Annotated in this window: 19 protein-coding genes; 2 read left to right on the top strand and 17 right to left on the bottom strand. The window is 65.9% G+C overall.

The features are described 5' to 3' along the window. Positions 1–55: 55 nt before the first annotated feature. From AB0N75_RS00385 to AB0N75_RS00315, 15 genes are all read right to left on the bottom strand, one after another. Entirely contained in the window at positions 56–664 is a 609-nt protein-coding gene (locus tag AB0N75_RS00385) for a hypothetical protein (RefSeq protein WP_364643514.1), read from the bottom strand. 140 nt (positions 665–804) lie between these two features. Then, positions 805–1,089 carry an HU family DNA-binding protein gene (locus AB0N75_RS00380; RefSeq protein ID WP_127512987.1) on the bottom strand — a complete coding sequence of 95 codons (285 nt, stop codon included), beginning with the start codon at positions 1,087–1,089 and terminating at the stop codon, positions 805–807. A 391-nt stretch (positions 1,090–1,480) separates the two neighbouring features. Then, the gene (gene rpsN, locus AB0N75_RS00375; protein ID WP_127512988.1) at positions 1,481–1,786 is read right to left on the bottom strand and encodes a 30S ribosomal protein S14; all 306 of its coding nucleotides are present in this window, start codon (positions 1,784–1,786) and stop codon (positions 1,481–1,483) included. 2 nt (positions 1,787–1,788) lie between these two features. Beyond that, entirely contained in the window at positions 1,789–1,956 is a 168-nt protein-coding gene (rpmG, locus tag AB0N75_RS00370) for a 50S ribosomal protein L33 (RefSeq protein ID WP_127512989.1), read from the bottom strand. Beyond that, complete coding sequence (rpmB, locus tag AB0N75_RS00365; RefSeq protein WP_127512990.1) at positions 1,956–2,192, bottom strand: 50S ribosomal protein L28; 237 nt, start codon at positions 2,190–2,192, stop codon at positions 1,956–1,958. The genes rpmG and rpmB overlap by 1 nt, the downstream gene beginning before the upstream one ends. Positions 2,193–2,592: 400 nt before the next feature. After that, the gene (locus AB0N75_RS00360) at positions 2,593–3,084 is read right to left on the bottom strand and encodes a MarR family transcriptional regulator (protein WP_127512991.1); all 492 of its coding nucleotides are present in this window, start codon (positions 3,082–3,084) and stop codon (positions 2,593–2,595) included. A gap of 109 nt (positions 3,085–3,193) precedes the next feature. Continuing rightward, on the bottom strand, positions 3,194–4,777 hold the full coding sequence (locus AB0N75_RS00355; RefSeq protein WP_364644764.1) for an MFS transporter: 1,584 nt from the start codon (positions 4,775–4,777) through the stop codon (positions 3,194–3,196). Between the two features lie 319 nt (positions 4,778–5,096). Next, the gene (locus AB0N75_RS00350) at positions 5,097–5,846 is read right to left on the bottom strand and encodes a VIT family protein (protein WP_364643509.1); all 750 of its coding nucleotides are present in this window, start codon (positions 5,844–5,846) and stop codon (positions 5,097–5,099) included. 93 nt (positions 5,847–5,939) lie between these two features. Next, entirely contained in the window at positions 5,940–6,713 is a 774-nt protein-coding gene (locus tag AB0N75_RS00345) for an SGNH/GDSL hydrolase family protein (protein ID WP_364643506.1), read from the bottom strand. Between the two features lie 69 nt (positions 6,714–6,782). Continuing rightward, positions 6,783–7,121: a YnfA family protein gene (locus AB0N75_RS00340; RefSeq protein ID WP_364643504.1), complete on the bottom strand. Its 339-nt coding sequence runs from the start codon at positions 7,119–7,121 to the stop codon at positions 6,783–6,785. Between the two features lie 37 nt (positions 7,122–7,158). After that, the gene (locus tag AB0N75_RS00335; RefSeq protein ID WP_364643501.1) at positions 7,159–8,514 is read right to left on the bottom strand and encodes a transaminase; all 1,356 of its coding nucleotides are present in this window, start codon (positions 8,512–8,514) and stop codon (positions 7,159–7,161) included. 44 nt (positions 8,515–8,558) lie between these two features. Further along, the gene (locus AB0N75_RS00330) at positions 8,559–9,356 is read right to left on the bottom strand and encodes an ABC transporter permease (protein WP_364643499.1); all 798 of its coding nucleotides are present in this window, start codon (positions 9,354–9,356) and stop codon (positions 8,559–8,561) included. 12 nt (positions 9,357–9,368) lie between these two features. After that, the gene (locus AB0N75_RS00325) at positions 9,369–10,319 is read right to left on the bottom strand and encodes an ABC transporter permease (RefSeq protein ID WP_364643496.1); all 951 of its coding nucleotides are present in this window, start codon (positions 10,317–10,319) and stop codon (positions 9,369–9,371) included. Further along, positions 10,319–11,482, bottom strand: coding sequence for an ABC transporter ATP-binding protein (locus tag AB0N75_RS00320; RefSeq protein ID WP_364643493.1), 1,164 nt, complete (start codon positions 11,480–11,482; stop codon positions 10,319–10,321). Before AB0N75_RS00320 ends, AB0N75_RS00325 begins: the two co-directional genes overlap by 1 nt. Further along, on the bottom strand, positions 11,482–12,705 hold the full coding sequence (locus AB0N75_RS00315; protein ID WP_364643490.1) for a spermidine/putrescine ABC transporter substrate-binding protein: 1,224 nt from the start codon (positions 12,703–12,705) through the stop codon (positions 11,482–11,484). The genes AB0N75_RS00320 and AB0N75_RS00315 overlap by 1 nt, the downstream gene beginning before the upstream one ends. A 372-nt stretch (positions 12,706–13,077) precedes the next feature. Here AB0N75_RS00315 and AB0N75_RS00310 point away from each other — a divergent pair, with 372 nt between their 5' ends. Continuing rightward, positions 13,078–13,572 carry an Lrp/AsnC family transcriptional regulator gene (locus AB0N75_RS00310; protein WP_364643487.1) on the top strand — a complete coding sequence of 165 codons (495 nt, stop codon included), beginning with the start codon at positions 13,078–13,080 and terminating at the stop codon, positions 13,570–13,572. 74 nt (positions 13,573–13,646) lie between these two features. Beyond that, positions 13,647–15,035: an aspartate aminotransferase family protein gene (locus AB0N75_RS00305; protein WP_364644761.1), complete on the top strand. Its 1,389-nt coding sequence runs from the start codon at positions 13,647–13,649 to the stop codon at positions 15,033–15,035. Positions 15,036–15,213: 178 nt separating this feature from the next. Here AB0N75_RS00305 and AB0N75_RS00300 read toward each other — a convergent pair whose 3' ends face one another. After that, entirely contained in the window at positions 15,214–15,762 is a 549-nt protein-coding gene (locus AB0N75_RS00300; protein WP_364643484.1) for a hypothetical protein, read from the bottom strand. A 24-nt stretch (positions 15,763–15,786) separates the two neighbouring features. After that, entirely contained in the window at positions 15,787–17,157 is a 1,371-nt protein-coding gene (locus AB0N75_RS00295) for an FAD-dependent oxidoreductase (protein ID WP_364644758.1), read from the bottom strand. Positions 17,158–17,193 lie beyond the last annotated feature (36 nt).

The raw sequence follows: 17,193 nt of genomic DNA, 5'->3' as shown, positions 1-17,193 counted from the left end.
ATGTTCAGAGGGCGGTTCATCACGTTCTTTCGTCAAGGGATGCGCAGTGCGCGGGTCAGAAAGCGTGACGCAACGGCGGGCCCCGGTGCCGCATGGACAGGAGCGGGATGCCGAGGGCTGCGAATGGCTGGATCAGCAGTTCCACCGGGGCGGCCAGCCGTGCCCGAGGCATCGGGCGCCAGCTGCCCAGCCTGCGCGGCTCGGCCAGGGCCACCGCTCCGGCCAGCGCAGCCGCAGCATGCTCGCCTCGGCGCAACAGCAGCACGGTGGCGACGGCCGCAGCCAGATGGGCCGCCGCCATGGCAGGAGTAGCCGCGGTTGCCTCGTGAGGGGACACATCGGGGACCAGCGATCCGGCCGGCAGCAGCGCGAGGTGATGGCCCGCATGGCCGACCGTCGGGACATCCGCCGGTGCAGCGTGGCCCAACTGGAAGAGCAGGTGGTAGATCGCTTGGCTGATCCCCACCGCGGCCAGCAGGCGTGCCCAGGACAGCGACTTGCCGGCCAAACCGACGCAGACCAACCCGGCAAGGGCAAACGCCAGAAGCCACACGGTCGGCGCGGGGACGTGCCCGCCGCCAACCAAGTGCGAGAACGAGGCGAGGGAAGTGGCAACGGCAGCGCCCAGCCAACCGCGCAGCAGCCGGCCTTTCCGCTGGACCATGCCCTCAGTCCTCCGTCCTGATCAGTCATCGGATGCGGCGCACACCCGGCCCCTATTTTACCGCCCGTAGAAGCCAACGGGTTAAACAGCAGGACCGCCACCGGTTGCCGGTGACGGTCCTGCGGAAGTAAGGGTGTGGACTACTTCTTGGAGACAGCAGCCTTCAGCTTGGAACCAGCGGTCAGCTTGACGCTGTGGCCGGCCGGGATCTGGATGGATTCGCCGGTCTGCGGGTTGCGGCCGGTGCGGGCAGCACGGTCGGTGCGCTCGACTGCGAGCCAGCCCGGGATGGTGATCTTCTCGCCCTTGGAGACGGAGGTTGCGAAGATGTCGAAGACAGCGTCCAGGACACCGTTCACTGCGGTCTGGCTGGTGCCAGCCTTCTCTGCAACAGCTGCAACAAGTTCACTGCGGTTGATAGCCAATTTTTGTCCTCCTGGACTGCTTTGGTTTGGTCAGAGCCTCCGCGGCTGCGGAAAGCTACTGTGCGAAAACTTACCAGCTTGGCCACCCAGATCCGGCAAAATCCGCGGATTCTGGCGGAATTTTTAGCGAAATACCCGGAATTGAGCCGATTTTGCCTCCGGAGGCCCGCATTTTCCGCCCAGAGCATATGATGTGCGCGCTCGGCGCGCCGCTCGCATAGCGCCGTTCCCCCGCAGCCGCGGGCGTCGCCGTCGTGATGTGAGGTCATCTGAGGATGTTCCCGGGAGCCGCGAGGCTGCTCCAAAGACTGCTCAGGGCATGAAAAAGGGCGGCGGCCCCGGACTGGGACCGCCGCCCTTCAAGCAGCTTCATGCTGAAGCCAACAGGTTTTTACCAGCTGGACTTCTTGATGCCCGGCAGTTCGCCGTTGTGCGCCATGGTACGGAAGCGCACGCGGGAGATGCCGAACTTCTGGAGCGTGCCGCGGGGGCGGCCGTCAATCTGGTCGCGGTTGCGGACGCGGACCGGAGAAGCATTGCGGGGCAGCTTCTGCAGGCCCAGGCGGGCCTCTTCGCGGGCCTCGTCGGTCGCGTTGGCGTCGACCAGGGTCTTCTTCAGCTCGGCACGCTTCGCGGCGTAACGCTCGACAACGACCTTGCGCTGCTCATTGCGAGCAATCTTGGACTTCTTGGCCATGTTTAGCGCTCCTCTCGGAATTCGACGTGCTTGCGGATGACCGGGTCGTACTTCTTCAGGACAATGCGGTCCGGGTCGTTACGACGGTTCTTCCGGGTCACGTAGGTGAAGCCGGTGCCAGCGGTGGACTTCAGCTTGATGATGGGACGTACGTCCTTGTCCTTTGCCACTAGAGCTTCACACCCTTCGCGAGGAGCTCGGTGACGACTGCGTCAATGCCGCGGACGTCAATGGTCTTGATGCCGCGGGCCGAAACCTGCAGCGTGACATTGCGGCGCAGGGACGGAACCCAGTAGCGCTTCTTCTGAATGTTCGGGTCGAACCGGCGCTTGTTGCGGCGGTGCGAGTGCGAAATGCTGTGGCCAAAGCCGGGCTCGGCTCCGGTCACCTGGCAGTGTGCTGCCATGATCTCTCCTCCAGTTGTAGTAAATATGACGGACCTGACGCAGAGACGAAGTAAAGCGGCCTGCGAATCTGCGTGTAAGAGCGCCCGCCACCAGTTGTGACACCGTTATTACTGCGACTTTCCGGAGGTGAACCTGGCGGGGTGAGATCCAGCCGAAGTGCCTCGCCGCGGGGAAGACGGTGAAGTCAGGTGCAAATAAACCACTTCTTCCCGGGGGAAGAACGGCCTATCCGCGATCCTTATTTCTAGGTAAACACGGACGCCACGCAATGCCCGCACCGCCCTACCTTGGCAAGGGGGTGCCGATACTGCGTGACTTAACGCCTTTCCATCTTAGGGGCAGCAGCCGTTTGGATCAAACCAACGACGGCGGCGGCCCCCTCGGCGGCGAATGCGCCCCTCAGGCGTTCAGTCGGGGCTCGCGCAGCACCCAACTGCCGGGCTCCAACTGCTGCACAATCTTCTTGCCGATCCGCTCCAGGTCCTGCACGTCCCGGCGGTCCAAGCCATCGAAAACCGCCTGGCGGACGGCTTCGACATGCCCCGGCGCCAGGGACTGGATCGCTTCCATCCCCGCCTCCGTGAGCAACGCCATGGTGACCCGGGCGTCATCCGCGCACTGGGCCCGCTCGACCCAGCCGCGGCCCTGAAGCTTCTTCACCACGTGCGACAGCCTGGAGAGCGAGGAATAGGTCCGGGAGGCCAGCTCACTCATCGGCAGCGAGCGGTCCGGCGCCTCGGACAGCATGGCCAGGACATGGTAATCAAACAGCGTCAGCTTGCCTTCGCGGTACAGCGGGGCGTCGAGCGTGCCGGGCAGCAGGGTGGACACCGCCAGCAAAGCCAGCCAGGCCTGGCGTTCTTCGGGATCGAGCCAGCGTGCAGAAGTCATACCTCCATTCTGCCACAAAACTTGATCCTTCAACTGTTAGGCAGAAGGAGAGCCGGCAGGACGCGCCTGCCGGCTCTCCTCATTACACGAGGGCGTCCGAATTCCTGGGTCAGACCCGGGCGGGCTGCTTGGCCCCGCGTCCGTCCGGCCCCATGCCCGGTTCCGGAATCCGCTCCAGCGGCATGTGCTCCGGACCGAGCAGCGGGTTTCCGTCCTGCCCAGCGACCAGCTCACGCGCCTCGGCCTGGCTATCCACCGACGGCATCGAGCCCGGCATCGGGCGGCAGGAGCTTTCCGGCATCCGCCAGATGGCCACCAGGCCCAGCAAGGACATGGCCACCAGGTAGTACGCCGGCATCAGCGTGTTCCCGGTGGCGTCGATCAGCGCCTGGGTGATCAGCGGGGTGGTGCCACCGAAGATCGCCACCGCAAAGTTGTAGGCAATGCCCATCGAGCCATAGCGGCTGGCGGTGGGGAACATGGCCGGCAGCGCCGACGCGAGGATGGAAACGTAGAAGGCGGTGGCGCAGCCCAGGATCGCCAGGCCCAGCAAGGTGGCCCAGATTTCCCCAATGCCAATCAACATGAATGCGGGAACGCCGAGCACCAAGGTAATGGCGGAACCGGTCATCAGCACCGGGCGGCGGCCGACCTTGTCCGAGAGCTTCCCGGCGAACGGAATGGCGGCCGAGAGCAGCACCAGGACAGGGATCGTGAGCAGCGTCCCCTGGAACGCGTCGTAGCCCATGGTGTCCTGCAGGTACGTGGGCATGTAGGAGGTCAAGGTGTAGCCCACCGTGTTGGCGGCGGCCACCACCAGCATGGCCAGCAGGATCGGGCGCCAGGATCCGGTGATGATCTGGCGGTAGCTCTTGGGCCCCTCCGCGACGGCTGCCTTGGTCTTGTCTTCCTGCGCATCCTGGGCAGCCTGGAAAGCCGGCGACTCTTCGATCTTCAGCCGGAAGTACAGCCCCACCAGTCCCAGCGGCCCGGCCAGCAGGAACGGCAGCCGCCAACCCCACTCCAGCATCGCTTCGCTACCGAGCAGGATCTGCAACCCGGACACCACGCCGGCACCGAGGGCGAAGCCCAGATAGCTGCCCGTGTCCAGCAGGCTGGCTAGGAAGCCGCGGCGCTTGTCCGGGGCGTATTCGCTCACGAACGTGGTGGCGCCGGCATATTCGCCGCCGGTGGAGAAGCCCTGCACCAGGCGGCACAGCACGAGCAGCACGGTGGCCCATCCGCCCACGGCCAGGTACGTCGGCAGCAGGCCGATGGCGAAGGTGGAGGCAGCCATCGCGATCATGGTCAGCGCCAAGGTCTTCTGCCGGCCAATCCTGTCGCCCAGGCGGCCGAAGTACAACCCGCCGAGCGGCCGGACTACAAAACTGGCCGCAAAGACGGCCAGGCTGCCCAGCAGTCCGTCGCCCTCCTGGCCACCGGCGAAGAACAGCTGGCCCATGGTGACGGCCAAGTAGCCGTAGATGCCGAAGTCGAACCATTCCATGCCGTTGCCCACCACCGTGCCGCCGACGGCTCGGCGCAGCATCGGCCGCTGGACAACGGTGACATCGTCCACGCGCAGTCGCCGGCGGCGTAGTCGGGGCAGTCGTGCGGCGGAATTGGCAGGGTTTTTTCCGGCAGGAAGATCTGGCGCTTTTTCTCGCGCGGCGGGCGGATTGTCCTTCAGCATTTGGGCTTCTCTCATAGAGGTCATTTGCTTGTGACGCGTCTTACGCCCCGCGCATTTCGGCCCGGGGCAGGCCCAAGACGTTACCGGCTGCGACCTCCTAGGTCCCAGCCGGGACCTCGAAAAACGCGCCCCGAAGGCAGCGATTGAGTCCGCTTCGACTCCCCTGGGCGGACCTCGAAAAGGTGATCCCGGCAATCGCCGTTTTCCCGCAAGATTCCGCGCGAATCTCGGCAGGCGCCCGGCTCCGTTTCACACTGGCTGCTGAAGACGGCAGCACACGAATTTTGTGAAATGCGCCACCGGGTGCCCGAATCGGGCCTTAAACCACCCCGGTGCCGCCCAGCCAGGTGCCGATCAGCAGCGTGGCCACGAGTGCAAGTGCGCCGCCGATCACCACTCGGCAAGCCGCCCAGAAGACCTTGGCGCCGCCCAGCCAGGCGCCGGTCGCCCCGGTGGCGGCCAAGGCCACCAGAACAGCGGCGAAGGTGATCGGGATCCGCAGGTCGGCCGGCGGCAGCAGCATGGCCAGCATGGGCAAGGCAGCACCGAGGAGGAAGGCTATTGCGGAGGCAAAGGCTGCATGCCACGGGCTGACCAGGTCGTCATCCTGCATGTTCAGCTCCGCGTGCAAATGGGCTGCCAGCGCATCGTGGGCGGTCAACTCCTTGGCCACCTGCATTGCCGTCCCCGGCGTCAACCCGCGGTCTTGGTAGAGCGCGGCCAGTTCGGCAAGCTCTTCCTCCGGCTGTTCCTGCAGTTCCCGTTTTTCCTTGGCAATCAGCGCTTTCTGGCTGTCGCTGGAACTGGAAACGGAGACATACTCGCCCAAGGCCATGGAGATGGCGCCGCCGATCACCGCGGCAAGGCCTGCCGTCAGCAGGGCCCCGAAGTCACTGGTGGCGCCCGCGACGCCCACCATGAGCGCGGCAACGGAAACAATTCCGTCGTTTGCGCCGAGAACACCGGCGCGCAGCCAATTCAGGCGGGCGGCGAGACCGACGACGTCGTGCGGTTCATCGTCGTGGAACTCGGGTTGGTCCGCTGGCTGGATCCGGGCATCTGCGTCCATGGTCCAAGCCAAGCACTCCTGGCGCCAAGCTTCCAGACAGGACAGCCAACCCTCAGCAGCGGGCCGCGCATTTTTGCCCTGTCCGCCCTTCGTTCAGGCGGTGGCGTGCAGCCCGGTCAACTGGGCGTACTTTGGCGTGAGCGAATCGCCGGAGGAGGTGCCCCGCAGCCGCCGCCCGATCCACGGGCCCAGGTAATCGCGCGCCCAGCGGACGTTGGCCACCATGGCAGCGCGGCGGGAGAGCACCGCCAGGTCCGGCAGCATCGGCAGATCGATCACGTCCTCCGCCTGCAGCAGTTCCAGTACCTTCTTGGCCATCAAGGTGTGGCCCGCGGTGGACATGTGCAGCCGGTCGGCGTCCCAGTAGCGCCAGTCGCGGAATTCGCGCATCCGCCAGTAGTCAACGATTTTCGCTCCGTGCAGGTCGGCAATCTCCCGCACCCATTCGTTGTAGATCGCCGTACGCCCCCTGGTCTTGCCGAAGACCGCCGAGGCGACGCTGTCAAAGCCGGTGAACAGCACGACGTTGGCGCCGGTGGCGGCCAACTTGGCCACGCCGGCCTCGTAGCCGGCCATCAGGGCGTCGATGTCCACCCGCGGCCGCAGGATGTCATTGCCTCCGGCGTAGAGGGTGACCATGGTCGGCTTGAGCCCGACGGCGGCGTCCACCTGTTCGTCCAGCACCTGGGCAATCTTCTTGCCCCGGATGGCGAGGTTGGCGTAGCCCCAGCCGGAGTCGGCCAGCATGAGCTGCTCGGCCACCCGGTCCGCCCAGCCGCGCACGCCGTTGGGCAAAGTGGGGTCGTAGTCCCCCACCCCTTCGGTGAACGAATCCCCCAGGGCCACAAAACGCTTCGTAAATGTCACCGGAACAGATTAACAAACAACTGCCCCGGCCGCGGCCCGGTGCACCGTTCCTGCGGCAGGCTTGGTCCGTCAGCTGCCGCTGCGCGGGGCGTACATGATCACTGCGACGCCGGCGAGCGCGATTCCGGCGCCGATGTAGTCCCAGCGGTCCGGCTGAAATCCGTCCAGCAGCATGGCCCACGCCAGCGATCCCGCGATGAACACGCCGCCGTACGCGGCCAGCACCCGGCCGAAGTTGGCATCCGGCTGCAGCGCGGCAATGAAACCGTACAGGCCCAGCGCCATCACGCCCAGGCCCGCAAACCACCAGGCACGGTCCTCGCGCACGGCCTGCCACACCAGCCACGCGCCGCCGATCTCGGCAACGGCGGCCAGGACAAACAGGATGGCGGATTTAGCGAACGTCATGCAGCCATTGTCCCAAGCCGCCTGCCGGCCCGGCGCTTCAGTGGCCGGTCAGCTCCCGGATGGCTTCTTCGAAGATCCCGTGGTGCCGTTCAACGTCGGCGCTGGTGGTCTGCGGGCACATCAGGGCCATGTTGTGGAACGGAGTGAGCAGGATGCCGCGGTTGGCCAGATACAGGTGCAGGAAGTCTTCCAGCGCCGCGTCGTGGCTGGCCGCCGAATCGGTGCCGTTCCGCGGGGCCGGGTTGGCGAACCGGTACTCGGCACGTGCTCCCAGTTGAGACACCGACCAGGGCAGCGAATAGGCGTCGATTACTCGCTGCACGCCGGCGGCGAACTCCGTGGCCCGGCCGATCATCGATTCGAAGGCCTGGTCCGTCAAGACGTGTTCCAGCGTGGCCCGCATGGCCGCCACGGACAGCGGGTTTCCGGCCAGCGTGCCGCCGACGCCGCCCATGTCCACCAGGTCCAAGTCGGTCCGGCCCAGGGCCCGCTCGGCCAGTTCGGCACTGAGCCCGTAGGCGCCGCACGGAATGCCGCCGCCAATCGACTTCCCGATCACCACGATGTCCGGTTCGAGTTCCCACGCTGCCGTTGCCCCGCCGGGACCGGCGGAGAAGGTGTGCGTCTCGTCGATGATCAGCAGCGTCCCGTGCCGGCGGGTCAGCTCCCGCACACCCTGCAGGTAGCCCGGTTCGGGCAGCACGATGCCGATGTTGGTCAGTGCCGGCTCCATCAGCACCGCCGCCACGTCGCCGCGGGCCAGCTGCCGTTCCAGCGCAGCGAGATCGTTGAACTCCGCCACCCTGCTGGTCTCCGTGACATCCACGGGCGCCCCGACATTGCCCGGGCGGCTCATCCCCTCGCCGTCGGAATCTGCCACGATCAGCGACTCGTCCACCGACCCGTGGTAGCAGTACGGATTGAAGAGGATCTTGTCCCGGCCGGTCAGCGCGCGGACCAGCCGGATGGCCCAGCGGTTGGCATCCGTGGCGGTGAGCGAGAAGCTCCAGCGTTCCACGCCGAACCGCCGCGCCAGCTCGGCGCCCACCCACTCTGCATCGGCCGTGGGCAGCATGGTGGCCAGTCCGCCGTCGTCGGCAACTCGCCGGATGATGGCGTCGACGGTGGGCTGCGGGGAATGGCCGGCCATCGCGCCGGTGTCCCCCAGCGCGAAATCGACGTACTCCAGCCCATCCACGTCCCACACCCGGCAGCCGCGGGCGCGCTCCAGGTAGATGGGGAAGCCGCCCGCCTTCTTGTTCATCCACGTCATCGGGACCTTGCCGAAGAGGTGGGCGGCGCCGTCGTACAGCGCCTTGGACTGCGGGTGCTTGGCTTCGAAGTCCTGCAGCTCGCGGTCGAACAGCTCGGCCAGCCGGTTCCGGTCGATCATGAATACTCCTAGCTACGGGCCGGCAGCGCGCCGGGCGGCGGGCGTCAGCGGGCGGCGAGCATTTTGGCGCGGCGGTGCGCCAGGATCTGGCCGCCGATGACGATCAGCAGCGCGACGATGAACATCGCCGAGCCGATCACATTGGCTTGCGCCGGAATGCCGCGGGTGGCGGCCACGTAGATGAACTTCGGGAAGGTGTCCACGTTGCCGGAGTTGAAGTTGGTGATGATGAAATCGTCGAAACTGATCGCGAAGCTCAGCAGGCCGGCCGCCACGATTCCTGGCAGCAGCAGCGGGAAGGTCACCCGCCAGAACGCCTGCATCGGCGAGGCGTACAGGTCCGCCGCTGCCTCCTCCAGCTTCGGGTCAAGGCTGGCCACCCGGGCCTTGACCGTGACCACCACAAAGGAGATGCAGAAAACGGTGTGCGCAATGATGATGGTTCCCTTGCCCAGCTCAGCGCCCACATTCAGGAACTGCGCCAGCAGCGAGGCGCCGAGGACAACCTCCGGGGTTGCCAGCGGCAGGAAGATCAGCATGTTGGCGGTGGCATTGAACTTGAACCGGTAGCGGACCAACCCAATGGCGATGGCCGTTCCAAGGACGACGGCGATCAGCGTCGCCGTGGCGCCGATCTGCAGGCTGTTGGCCAGCGCCGAGCAGACTTCCGGGGCGCCGCACGGGTTGCGCCAGTTGTCCCAGGTAAAGCCGCGCCACGTGAGGTTGGTGCGCCCGGCGTCGTTGAAGGAAAACACGAAGACATAGGCAATCGGGACCAGCAGAAAGACGAACGCGAGTCCGCCAATCACCGGGACCACCCAGCGGCCGAGAGAGTTTTTCACCGTGTCTTCCCCCTACAGCAGTTCTTTGGTGCCGAAGCGGCGGACGTAGATGAAGACCAGGGCGAGGATCGCCAGCATCAGCACGAAGGACAGCGCCGAGGCGCCGGGATAGTCGACCACCCGGAAGAACCTGGAGTCCACGACCTGGCCGATCATGGTGGTGTCCCGGTTGTTGCCCAACAGCGCGGCGTTGATGTAGTCGCCGGCAGCGGGAATGAACGTCAACAGCGTTCCGGCGATCACGCCGGGCATCGACAGCGGCAGCGTCACCGTCCGGAAGGTGGTGAAGCCGCTGGCATACAGATCATTGCCGGCCTCGATCAGGCGGATGTCCAGCCGTTCCAGGTTCGCGTAGATGGGCAGGGCCATGAACGGCAGGAAGTTGTAGGTCAGGCCGCAGACCACGGCAAACGCGGTGGCGGTGAGGCGTCCGTCGTCGGGCAGCAAGGCAAACGTGCGGAGCACGGAAACCACCGGCCCCTCGTCGGCAAGGATCTGCTTCCAGGCCTGCGTGCGCAAGATGAAGCTGGTGAAGAACGGAGCGATGATCAGCACCAGCAGGATGCCGCGCAGCAACGCATGATTGCGCAGCCTGACAGCAATCAGGTAGGCCATCGGATAACCGATCGCCAGCGCCGCGGCCGTCGCGATCAGGGCGAAGCCGAAGGAACGCAGCAGCTCCGGCCAGTAGCTGCCCAGCATCCGCACGTAGTTGTTGAATTCCAGCGCCGGCACAAACTGGCCGATGTCCGCTCCCGGCGGCTTCGCGTAGAGCGACGTGGCGAGCAGCGAGAACACGGGCAGCACAAAGAACAGCAGCAGGAACAAGAACCCCGGCAGGATCAGCCAGTACCCCATCCTCCCCCGGCGGCGCTCCGCCTTGAGCTCACCGCTGCCGGGTCCGCTGCCTCCGCGCCGCTGGTCCGGCGCCGGTGTCGCCTCCTCCGTGGCCTGGACGCTCATCAGTCGTCAACCTCAGGCGCCCCGTACTGCGCGTCATCGGCGCCGTCCAGGCCGAAGGCATGCTCGGTGTCCCAACTGAGCACCACGCCATCGCCCGGCTGGGCCAACTGCTGGCCGTGGTTCTGGCTGAAGACGCCCACGGTGCCGATTCCCGGCACCTCCACCAGGTAATCGGTGCTGACCCCGGTGAACGAGGTGTCCAGCACCGTGCCGTGCAGGACGTTGGCCGCATCGGCCGGTGCGTCCTGCGGCCACATCATCCTCAGCTTTTCCGGCCGGATGCCGATCAGGGCCTTGCCCTGGTGCACGGTGGAGCGCTCCTTGAGCACGGCCAGTTTGTTCCCGTTGGCATTGACGACGACGGCGTCGCCGCGGTCCTCCACAATCTCGCCGGCGACCAGATTGGACTTGCCAAGGAAGTTCGCCACGAAGACGGTGCGCGGCAGTTCGTACAGTTCGCGCGGGGCACCCATCTGCTCCACCTTGCCGGCATTCATGACGGCCACGGTGTCCGCCATGGTCATGGCTTCCTCTTGGTCGTGCGTGACGTGCACAAAGGTCAGGCCGACCTCGGTCTGGATCTTCTTCAGTTCCACCTGCATCTGCCGGCGCAGCTTCATGTCGAGGGCACCCAGCGGCTCATCCAGCAACAGCACGGCCGGGTGGTTGACGATCGCGCGCGCCAAGGCCACCCGCTGCTGCTGTCCGCCGGAGAGCTGGGCCGGCCGGCGTGTGGCCAGGTGCGACAGCTCGACCAACTCCAGCGCCGCCTCCGCTTGTGACCGGGCATCGCGGACCTTGCGCCGCCGGAGCCCGAAGGACACGTTGTCCAGCACGCTCATGTGCGGGAACAGTGCATAGTTCTGGAATACCGTGTTGACCGGCCGCTGATGGGCGCCGGACCCGCTGATGTCCTTGCCGCCAATGCTGATGGTCCCGGAAGTGGGCTGTTCCAGACCGGCCACCATCCGAAGCGTGGTGGTCTTCCCGCAACCGGAGGGCCCCAGCAGGGCAAAAAACTTCCCTGCCGGGATGGTCAGGTCAAGATCCTCCACCGCGACGAAATCGCCGAACCGCTTGGTGATGGCTCCCAGCACCAGGTCCGCTCCGCTCTCCTCGCCGACGGCGTTGGCATTCTCAGTCTGCAGGGGTGCTTGAGTCATCAGTTGCCAATCGTCTGCTGGAACCGGTCGCTGAAGTCGGTTTCTTCATCGGCTTCCAGGCTGCGGAACACGCTGACCCGGGCCAGGTCCTCCTCGGATGGGAAGATCAGCGGATTGTCCACGAGTTCCGGATCGATCTTCTCCATGGCCTCCTTGGCACCCTCCACCGGGCAGATGAAGTTGACGTAGGCGGCGACGGTCGCTGCGTTCACCGGATCGTAGTAGTAGTCCATCAAGGCTTCGGCATTCTTCTTATGCGGCGATCCGATCGGCACCATCAGATTGTCCGACCACAGGGTGCCGCCGGCTTCCGGAATGGCGAACTCCCACTTGTCGCCTTCCTCGAAGTTCAACTGGGTGATGTCGCCGGACCAGCAGATCACTGCGAGGGCATCGCCGGAAATCAGGTCTTCCTTGTAGGAGTTGCCCTTGACCTGCCGGATCTGGCCGCTGGAAATCTGCTTCTGCAGCACTTCCAGCGCGGCGTCGTACTCGTTCGCGCCCCAGGAGCCGGAGATGTCCACGCCGTTCTCCATCATGAGCAGGCCCATCGTGTCGCGCATTTCGTCCAGCACCTCCACGCGGCCCTTCAACTCCGGCTTCCACAAGTCGGCTACCGTCTTCAGCCCGCCCGGCACGGCTTCCTTGTTCCAGGCGATGCCTGCGTAGCCGGACTGCCAGGTCAGCGAATTCTTCCGGCCGGGATCGAAGTCCACATCCTGCAGGGGCTTCAGCAGCTTGGCCATGTTGGGGATGTTTGCGTGGTCCAGTTCCTGCGTATAACCCAGCCGGATCAGGCGCGCGGCCATCCAGTCGGTCAGCGTGATGATGTCCTGTCCGATGTCCTGTCCGGCGGCCAGTTGGCCCTGGACCTTGCCGAAGTAGGTGTCATTGCCATCAATGTCCTCGGAATACGACGCCTTGATGCCGCTCTTCTGGCTGAAGGCCTCGAGGGACGGATACGTCTGGTTGGAATCGTCGTAGTCCAGGTACAGGGTCCAGTTGGCCCAGTTGACTGTCTTTTCCTGGTCCGAGAGGTCTTCCGCCGGCGTCAGTCCGCCCGCTGCGCTGGTATTCGATGAGCTGCCGGTGCCGCCGGTGCCGCAGGCGGCCAGCAGCCCTGCCAAGGTGAGTCCTCCGGCACCCATGAGTACGTTGCGGCGGGACATCTGCGCGGCGATGAGGCTGCGCAGGCGTGGGTCTTCAGGTAGTCGTCTCGGCATCTGATGCTCCCCAGTCGTCGGAGTGGACCTCGGTGCGTTGATACTCCCAGACACCGGAGGGCCCGACAATAGTTTCAGTTGTAAATTTTTGGTTACGCGACGGAATCCGAAGCGGATCACGCCCCTTGGTTTGCGATTGCTCCGACCCTGCCCGATGCACCCGCGAAGTATGCATCGCTGGACCGGACCGCCTGCAGCAGAAAAGGCCTGTGATCCGCTTCACATCAGATAGTAGCCGCAAGAAGTTCGTATTTCGATAGCTGTAGCTGCATATTTTTTCGAATCCACTACTTGCGCAAGCCGCAGACAACGGATTCAATAGCAATCAATCCCGCCGATGGCGGAGATCTGTTTCACAGGAGGTGGATACGCTTGACCTTGCTCCCCGGTGCCGGGCACGGCCACAACGGCAACTCCCACAGCGCTGCGGTTGACGAGGTCTCCAAAGCCATCATCGAACAATTGCAGGAGGACGGCCGTCGCTCCTACGCTGCCATCGGAAAGGCCATTGGCCTCTCCGAAGCGGCGGTGCGGCAGCGTGTGCAGAAGCTGACCGATGCCGGCATCGTGCAGATCGTTGCGGTGACCAACCCGCTGCAGTTGGGCTTCGCCCGGCAGGCCATGCTGGGCATCAAGACCGCCGCCGACCTGCTGGAGGTGTCGGACAAGATCGCCGCACTGGACCAGGTGGACTACTGCCTGGTCACCGCCGGGTCCTTCGACATTCTGGCCGAAGTCATTTGCGAAAACGACCAGGATTTGCTGCGGCTGGTCAACCAGATCCGCGGCATTCCCGGCGTCCTGAGCACTGAAACATTCATGTACCTCTCGCTGCGCAAGCAGGAATACAACTGGGGAACCCGATGACACAAACATCCGCATCGCCAAGCACCAGCATTCCGGGCCAAGGCACACCGGCCGGGACCACCACCGACGCCTCGATGCGCCGGACGTACACCACGCCGATGGGAACGGACCGCCAGCAGGCTGCCCGCGACCATCTGTGGATGCACATGGCCCGGCATTCGCCGCTGGCCGCCGGCGGCAACGTCCCGGTGATCACCCGCGGCGAAGGCCACCTCATCTACGACGACCAGGGCCGCGAGTACATTGACGGCCTCGCCGGGCTCTTCGTGGTGCAGGTGGGCCACGGCCGCGAAGAACTGGCCCAGGCTGCCGCCCGCCAGGCCAAGGAACTGGCCTTCATGCCGCTGTGGTCCTACGCCCACCCGGCCGCCATCGAACTGGCCGAGCGCCTTGCCCACCATGCCCCGGGAGACCTGAACCGTGTCTTCTTCACCACCGGCGGCGGCGAAGCGGTGGAGTCGGCGTGGAAGCTGGCCAAGCAGTACTTCAAGCTGCAGGGCAAACCCAACAAGACCAAGGTGATCTCCCGCGCCGTCGCCTACCACGGCACTCCGCAGGGCGCGCTCTCCATCACCGGCATCCCGGACATGAAGGCGCCGTTCGAACCGCTGGTCCCCGGCGCCTTCCGCGTTCCCAATACCAATCAGTACCGCGCACCGGCGGGACTGGAAGACCCGAAGGCGTTCGGCCGTTGGGCTGCCGACCGGATCGGCGAAGCCATCGAGTTCGAGGGTCCGGACACCGTGGCCGCAGTGTTCCTGGAACCCGTGCAGAACTCCGGCGGCTGCTTCCCGCCGCCGCCCGGCTACTTCGAGCGGGTGCGCGAAATCTGCGATGAGTACGACGTCCTGCTGGTGTCCGACGAGGTCATCTGCGCGTTCGGCCGGATCGGTTCCATGTTCGCCTCCACCGATTTCGACTACGTGCCGGACATGATCACCTGCGCCAAGGGGATGACCAGCGGGTACTCCCCGATCGGCGCGATGATCGCTTCCGACCGGCTGTTCGAACCGTTCAAGCACGGCGACACCACGTTCTACCACGGCTACACCTTCGGCGGGCACCCGGTCTCCGCCGCCGTCGCGATGGCCAACCTGAACATCTTCGAGCGCGAGGGCCTCAACAACCACGTCAAGGAGAACGCCCCGGCCTTCCGCAAGACCTTGGAGAAGCTGCTGGACCTGCCGATCGTCGGCGATGTCCGGGGCGAGGGCTACTTCTACGGAATCGAACTGGTCAAGGACAAGGCCACCAAGGAAACGTTCAACGACGAAGAATCTGAGCACCTGCTGCGCGGCTACCTGTCCAACGCGCTGTTCGACGCCGGCCTGTACTGCCGCGCCGACGACCGCGGAGACCCCGTGGTCCAACTGGCACCACCGCTGACCGTGGGCCAGCGCGAGTTCGACCAGATTGAGCAGATCCTGCGCTCTGTGCTGGTGGAGGGCATGAACCACCTCTGACCAGCGATCCCCTTGACCCCCAAGGGGCGGGATCTCCACGCGGCCGGATCTCCACGCGGCCGGATTTCCACGCGGCCGCGAGCGGCCTTGGTCGATCACCGGGCCTTGGTCGATCACCGGGACCCTGGACGAGAAGGCGGCGGGTGGCCGGTTCACAGCCGGCCACCCGCCGTCGTTGTTAAACTTCGCCGCGGACCTGCCGCAGCCAGACGCGCCGCGCGTCCAAATACGGTTCGATGTTGTCCACTCTCTGCAGCGCCACCTGATCCGGGTCGAGCCCGGCCGCCTCGATCATGATGCCGTAGCCGTCACGCTCGGCGCCGGCCCACCATTTGCCGCCTTCCTGCCAGAGCGCAAACTCCACCTCGTCGCCGTCGACGGCGATGCCCACCATCCTCGGTTCCTGGAGCTCCAGCTCGTTGAGTTTCTGCCGGAACGAGTCCTTGTCCGGCACCATCGGTCCCGCCCCCAGCCGCATGGTTCGGATGCTCTGGTTCACGCCGTGCACTGTGGTCAGGACCTGGGCATGGGGCAGGCCCAGTCCCGGATCGCCATGCAGCAGCCCGTGCGGGCCGTTATCTTCAATCCATTCCCCCACCATGACGGGACCGTTCCACTGGGCGAGGGCGAAACAGGGCAGCTCGGGGAAGGTCTCCCGGATGCGCTGTTCACCTTCGGCCACCATGGCCCAGAACCCGTCCGGCTCCACCTGTCCGTCAACGTCCATGGATTCAGTATGGCAGCGGCGGGGTCAGCCGCGCCCGGAAACTTTATCCGCCACCCGGGCAATCAGCGAGGTGGATTCCAGCCGGCCGTCCTCGGCGCGGTCGGCCGCGTGGTAGGCGGCATACATGGCCTGGACGGCGATCCAGCGCAGCGGTTCCACCTCCCAGCGGCGCACCTTCCGGTTGACCCACGGCATCCGCGTCAGTTCGCTGTCCGGATCGACGATGAGGTCGCGCAGGGTGCGGGCGGCCAGGTTGGTGGCGGCGACGCCGGTGCCCACGTAGCCGCCGGCCCAGCCCAGCCCGGTCTGCGGGTCCAGGCCGACCGTGGCCTTCCAGTCGCGTGGGACGCCCAGCACGCCGGACCAGGCATGCTCAAGGCGGGCGGAACGGGTGGCCGGGAACATCGAATGCAGGATAGCGGCCAGCTGCGCGACGGTTTGCGGCTGCGTGGCGCCGTCCGTGTCCAGGGCGGAGCCGTACCGATAGGGCACACCCCGGCCGCCGAGCGCAATCCGTCCGTCCGCGGTGCGCTGGGCGTACATGTAGGCGTGGGCCATATCGCCCAGGGCTTCTGCCTGTTCCCAGCCGATCTCCGCCCAGACGTCCTCCGGCAGCGGTTCGGTGACAATCAGCGACGAGTTCATCGGCAGCCAGTCCCGGTGCGCCGATTTCAGCCCCGCGGTGAACCCTTCGGTGGCGCGCAGGATGTACCGCGCGTGGACGGTCCCGCGGGCGGTGCGGGCCTGTCCGGGCAGGAGCTCGGTGACGGTGGTTCCTTCGTACAGCCGCACCCCCATCCGCCGGACGGCGTCGGCCAGCCCGCGGACCAGCTTGGCCGGCTGGATCCGCGCGCAGTGCGGCTGGAACAGCGAACCGACTGCCCGCTCGACCCGGATCCGCCGGTTGGTCTCCGTCCCATCCAGCAGCAGGGCGCCGGTCTCCGGCCAGACCGACTCGGCCGCCGCCCACTCCTGCAGCCGCTGAAGCTGCGCCGCATTCCGGGCCACGATCAGTTCGCCGCCCTTGTACATGTCCGCGTCGATGCCTTCGGCGGCGGCCACCCGGATGACCTCGTCCACGGTCTGGTTCAGCAGTGTCTGGAACCGGCCGGTCAGCTCGCGGCCATGGCTGGTGGCGTAGCCGTCGCGCCCTCCGGTCATGCTGTTGGTCAGCCAGCCGCCGTTGCGACCCGACGCCCCGAAGCCGGCGAAGCGGCTCTCCAGCACCACCACGTCAAGATCCGGCCGCGCCTGCTTCAGGTAGTAGGCCGTCCACAGCCCGGTGTAACCCGCGCCGACCACGGCGACGTCCGCCGTCGTGCTCTCCGTCAGTGCCGGGCCGGGTTCGGGCAGCCCGCCGTTGGCATACCAAAAAGACACTTCGCCGTTGACAATCGCCACACCAACTCCTTGTCCCGGCCGCCGGAGCAG

The sequence above is a fragment of the Arthrobacter sp. NPDC089319 genome (assembly GCF_040684925.1).
Taxonomy (GTDB): Bacteria; Actinomycetota; Actinomycetes; order Actinomycetales; family Micrococcaceae; genus Crystallibacter.
This window is presented reverse-complemented; position numbering and strand designations above follow the sequence as displayed.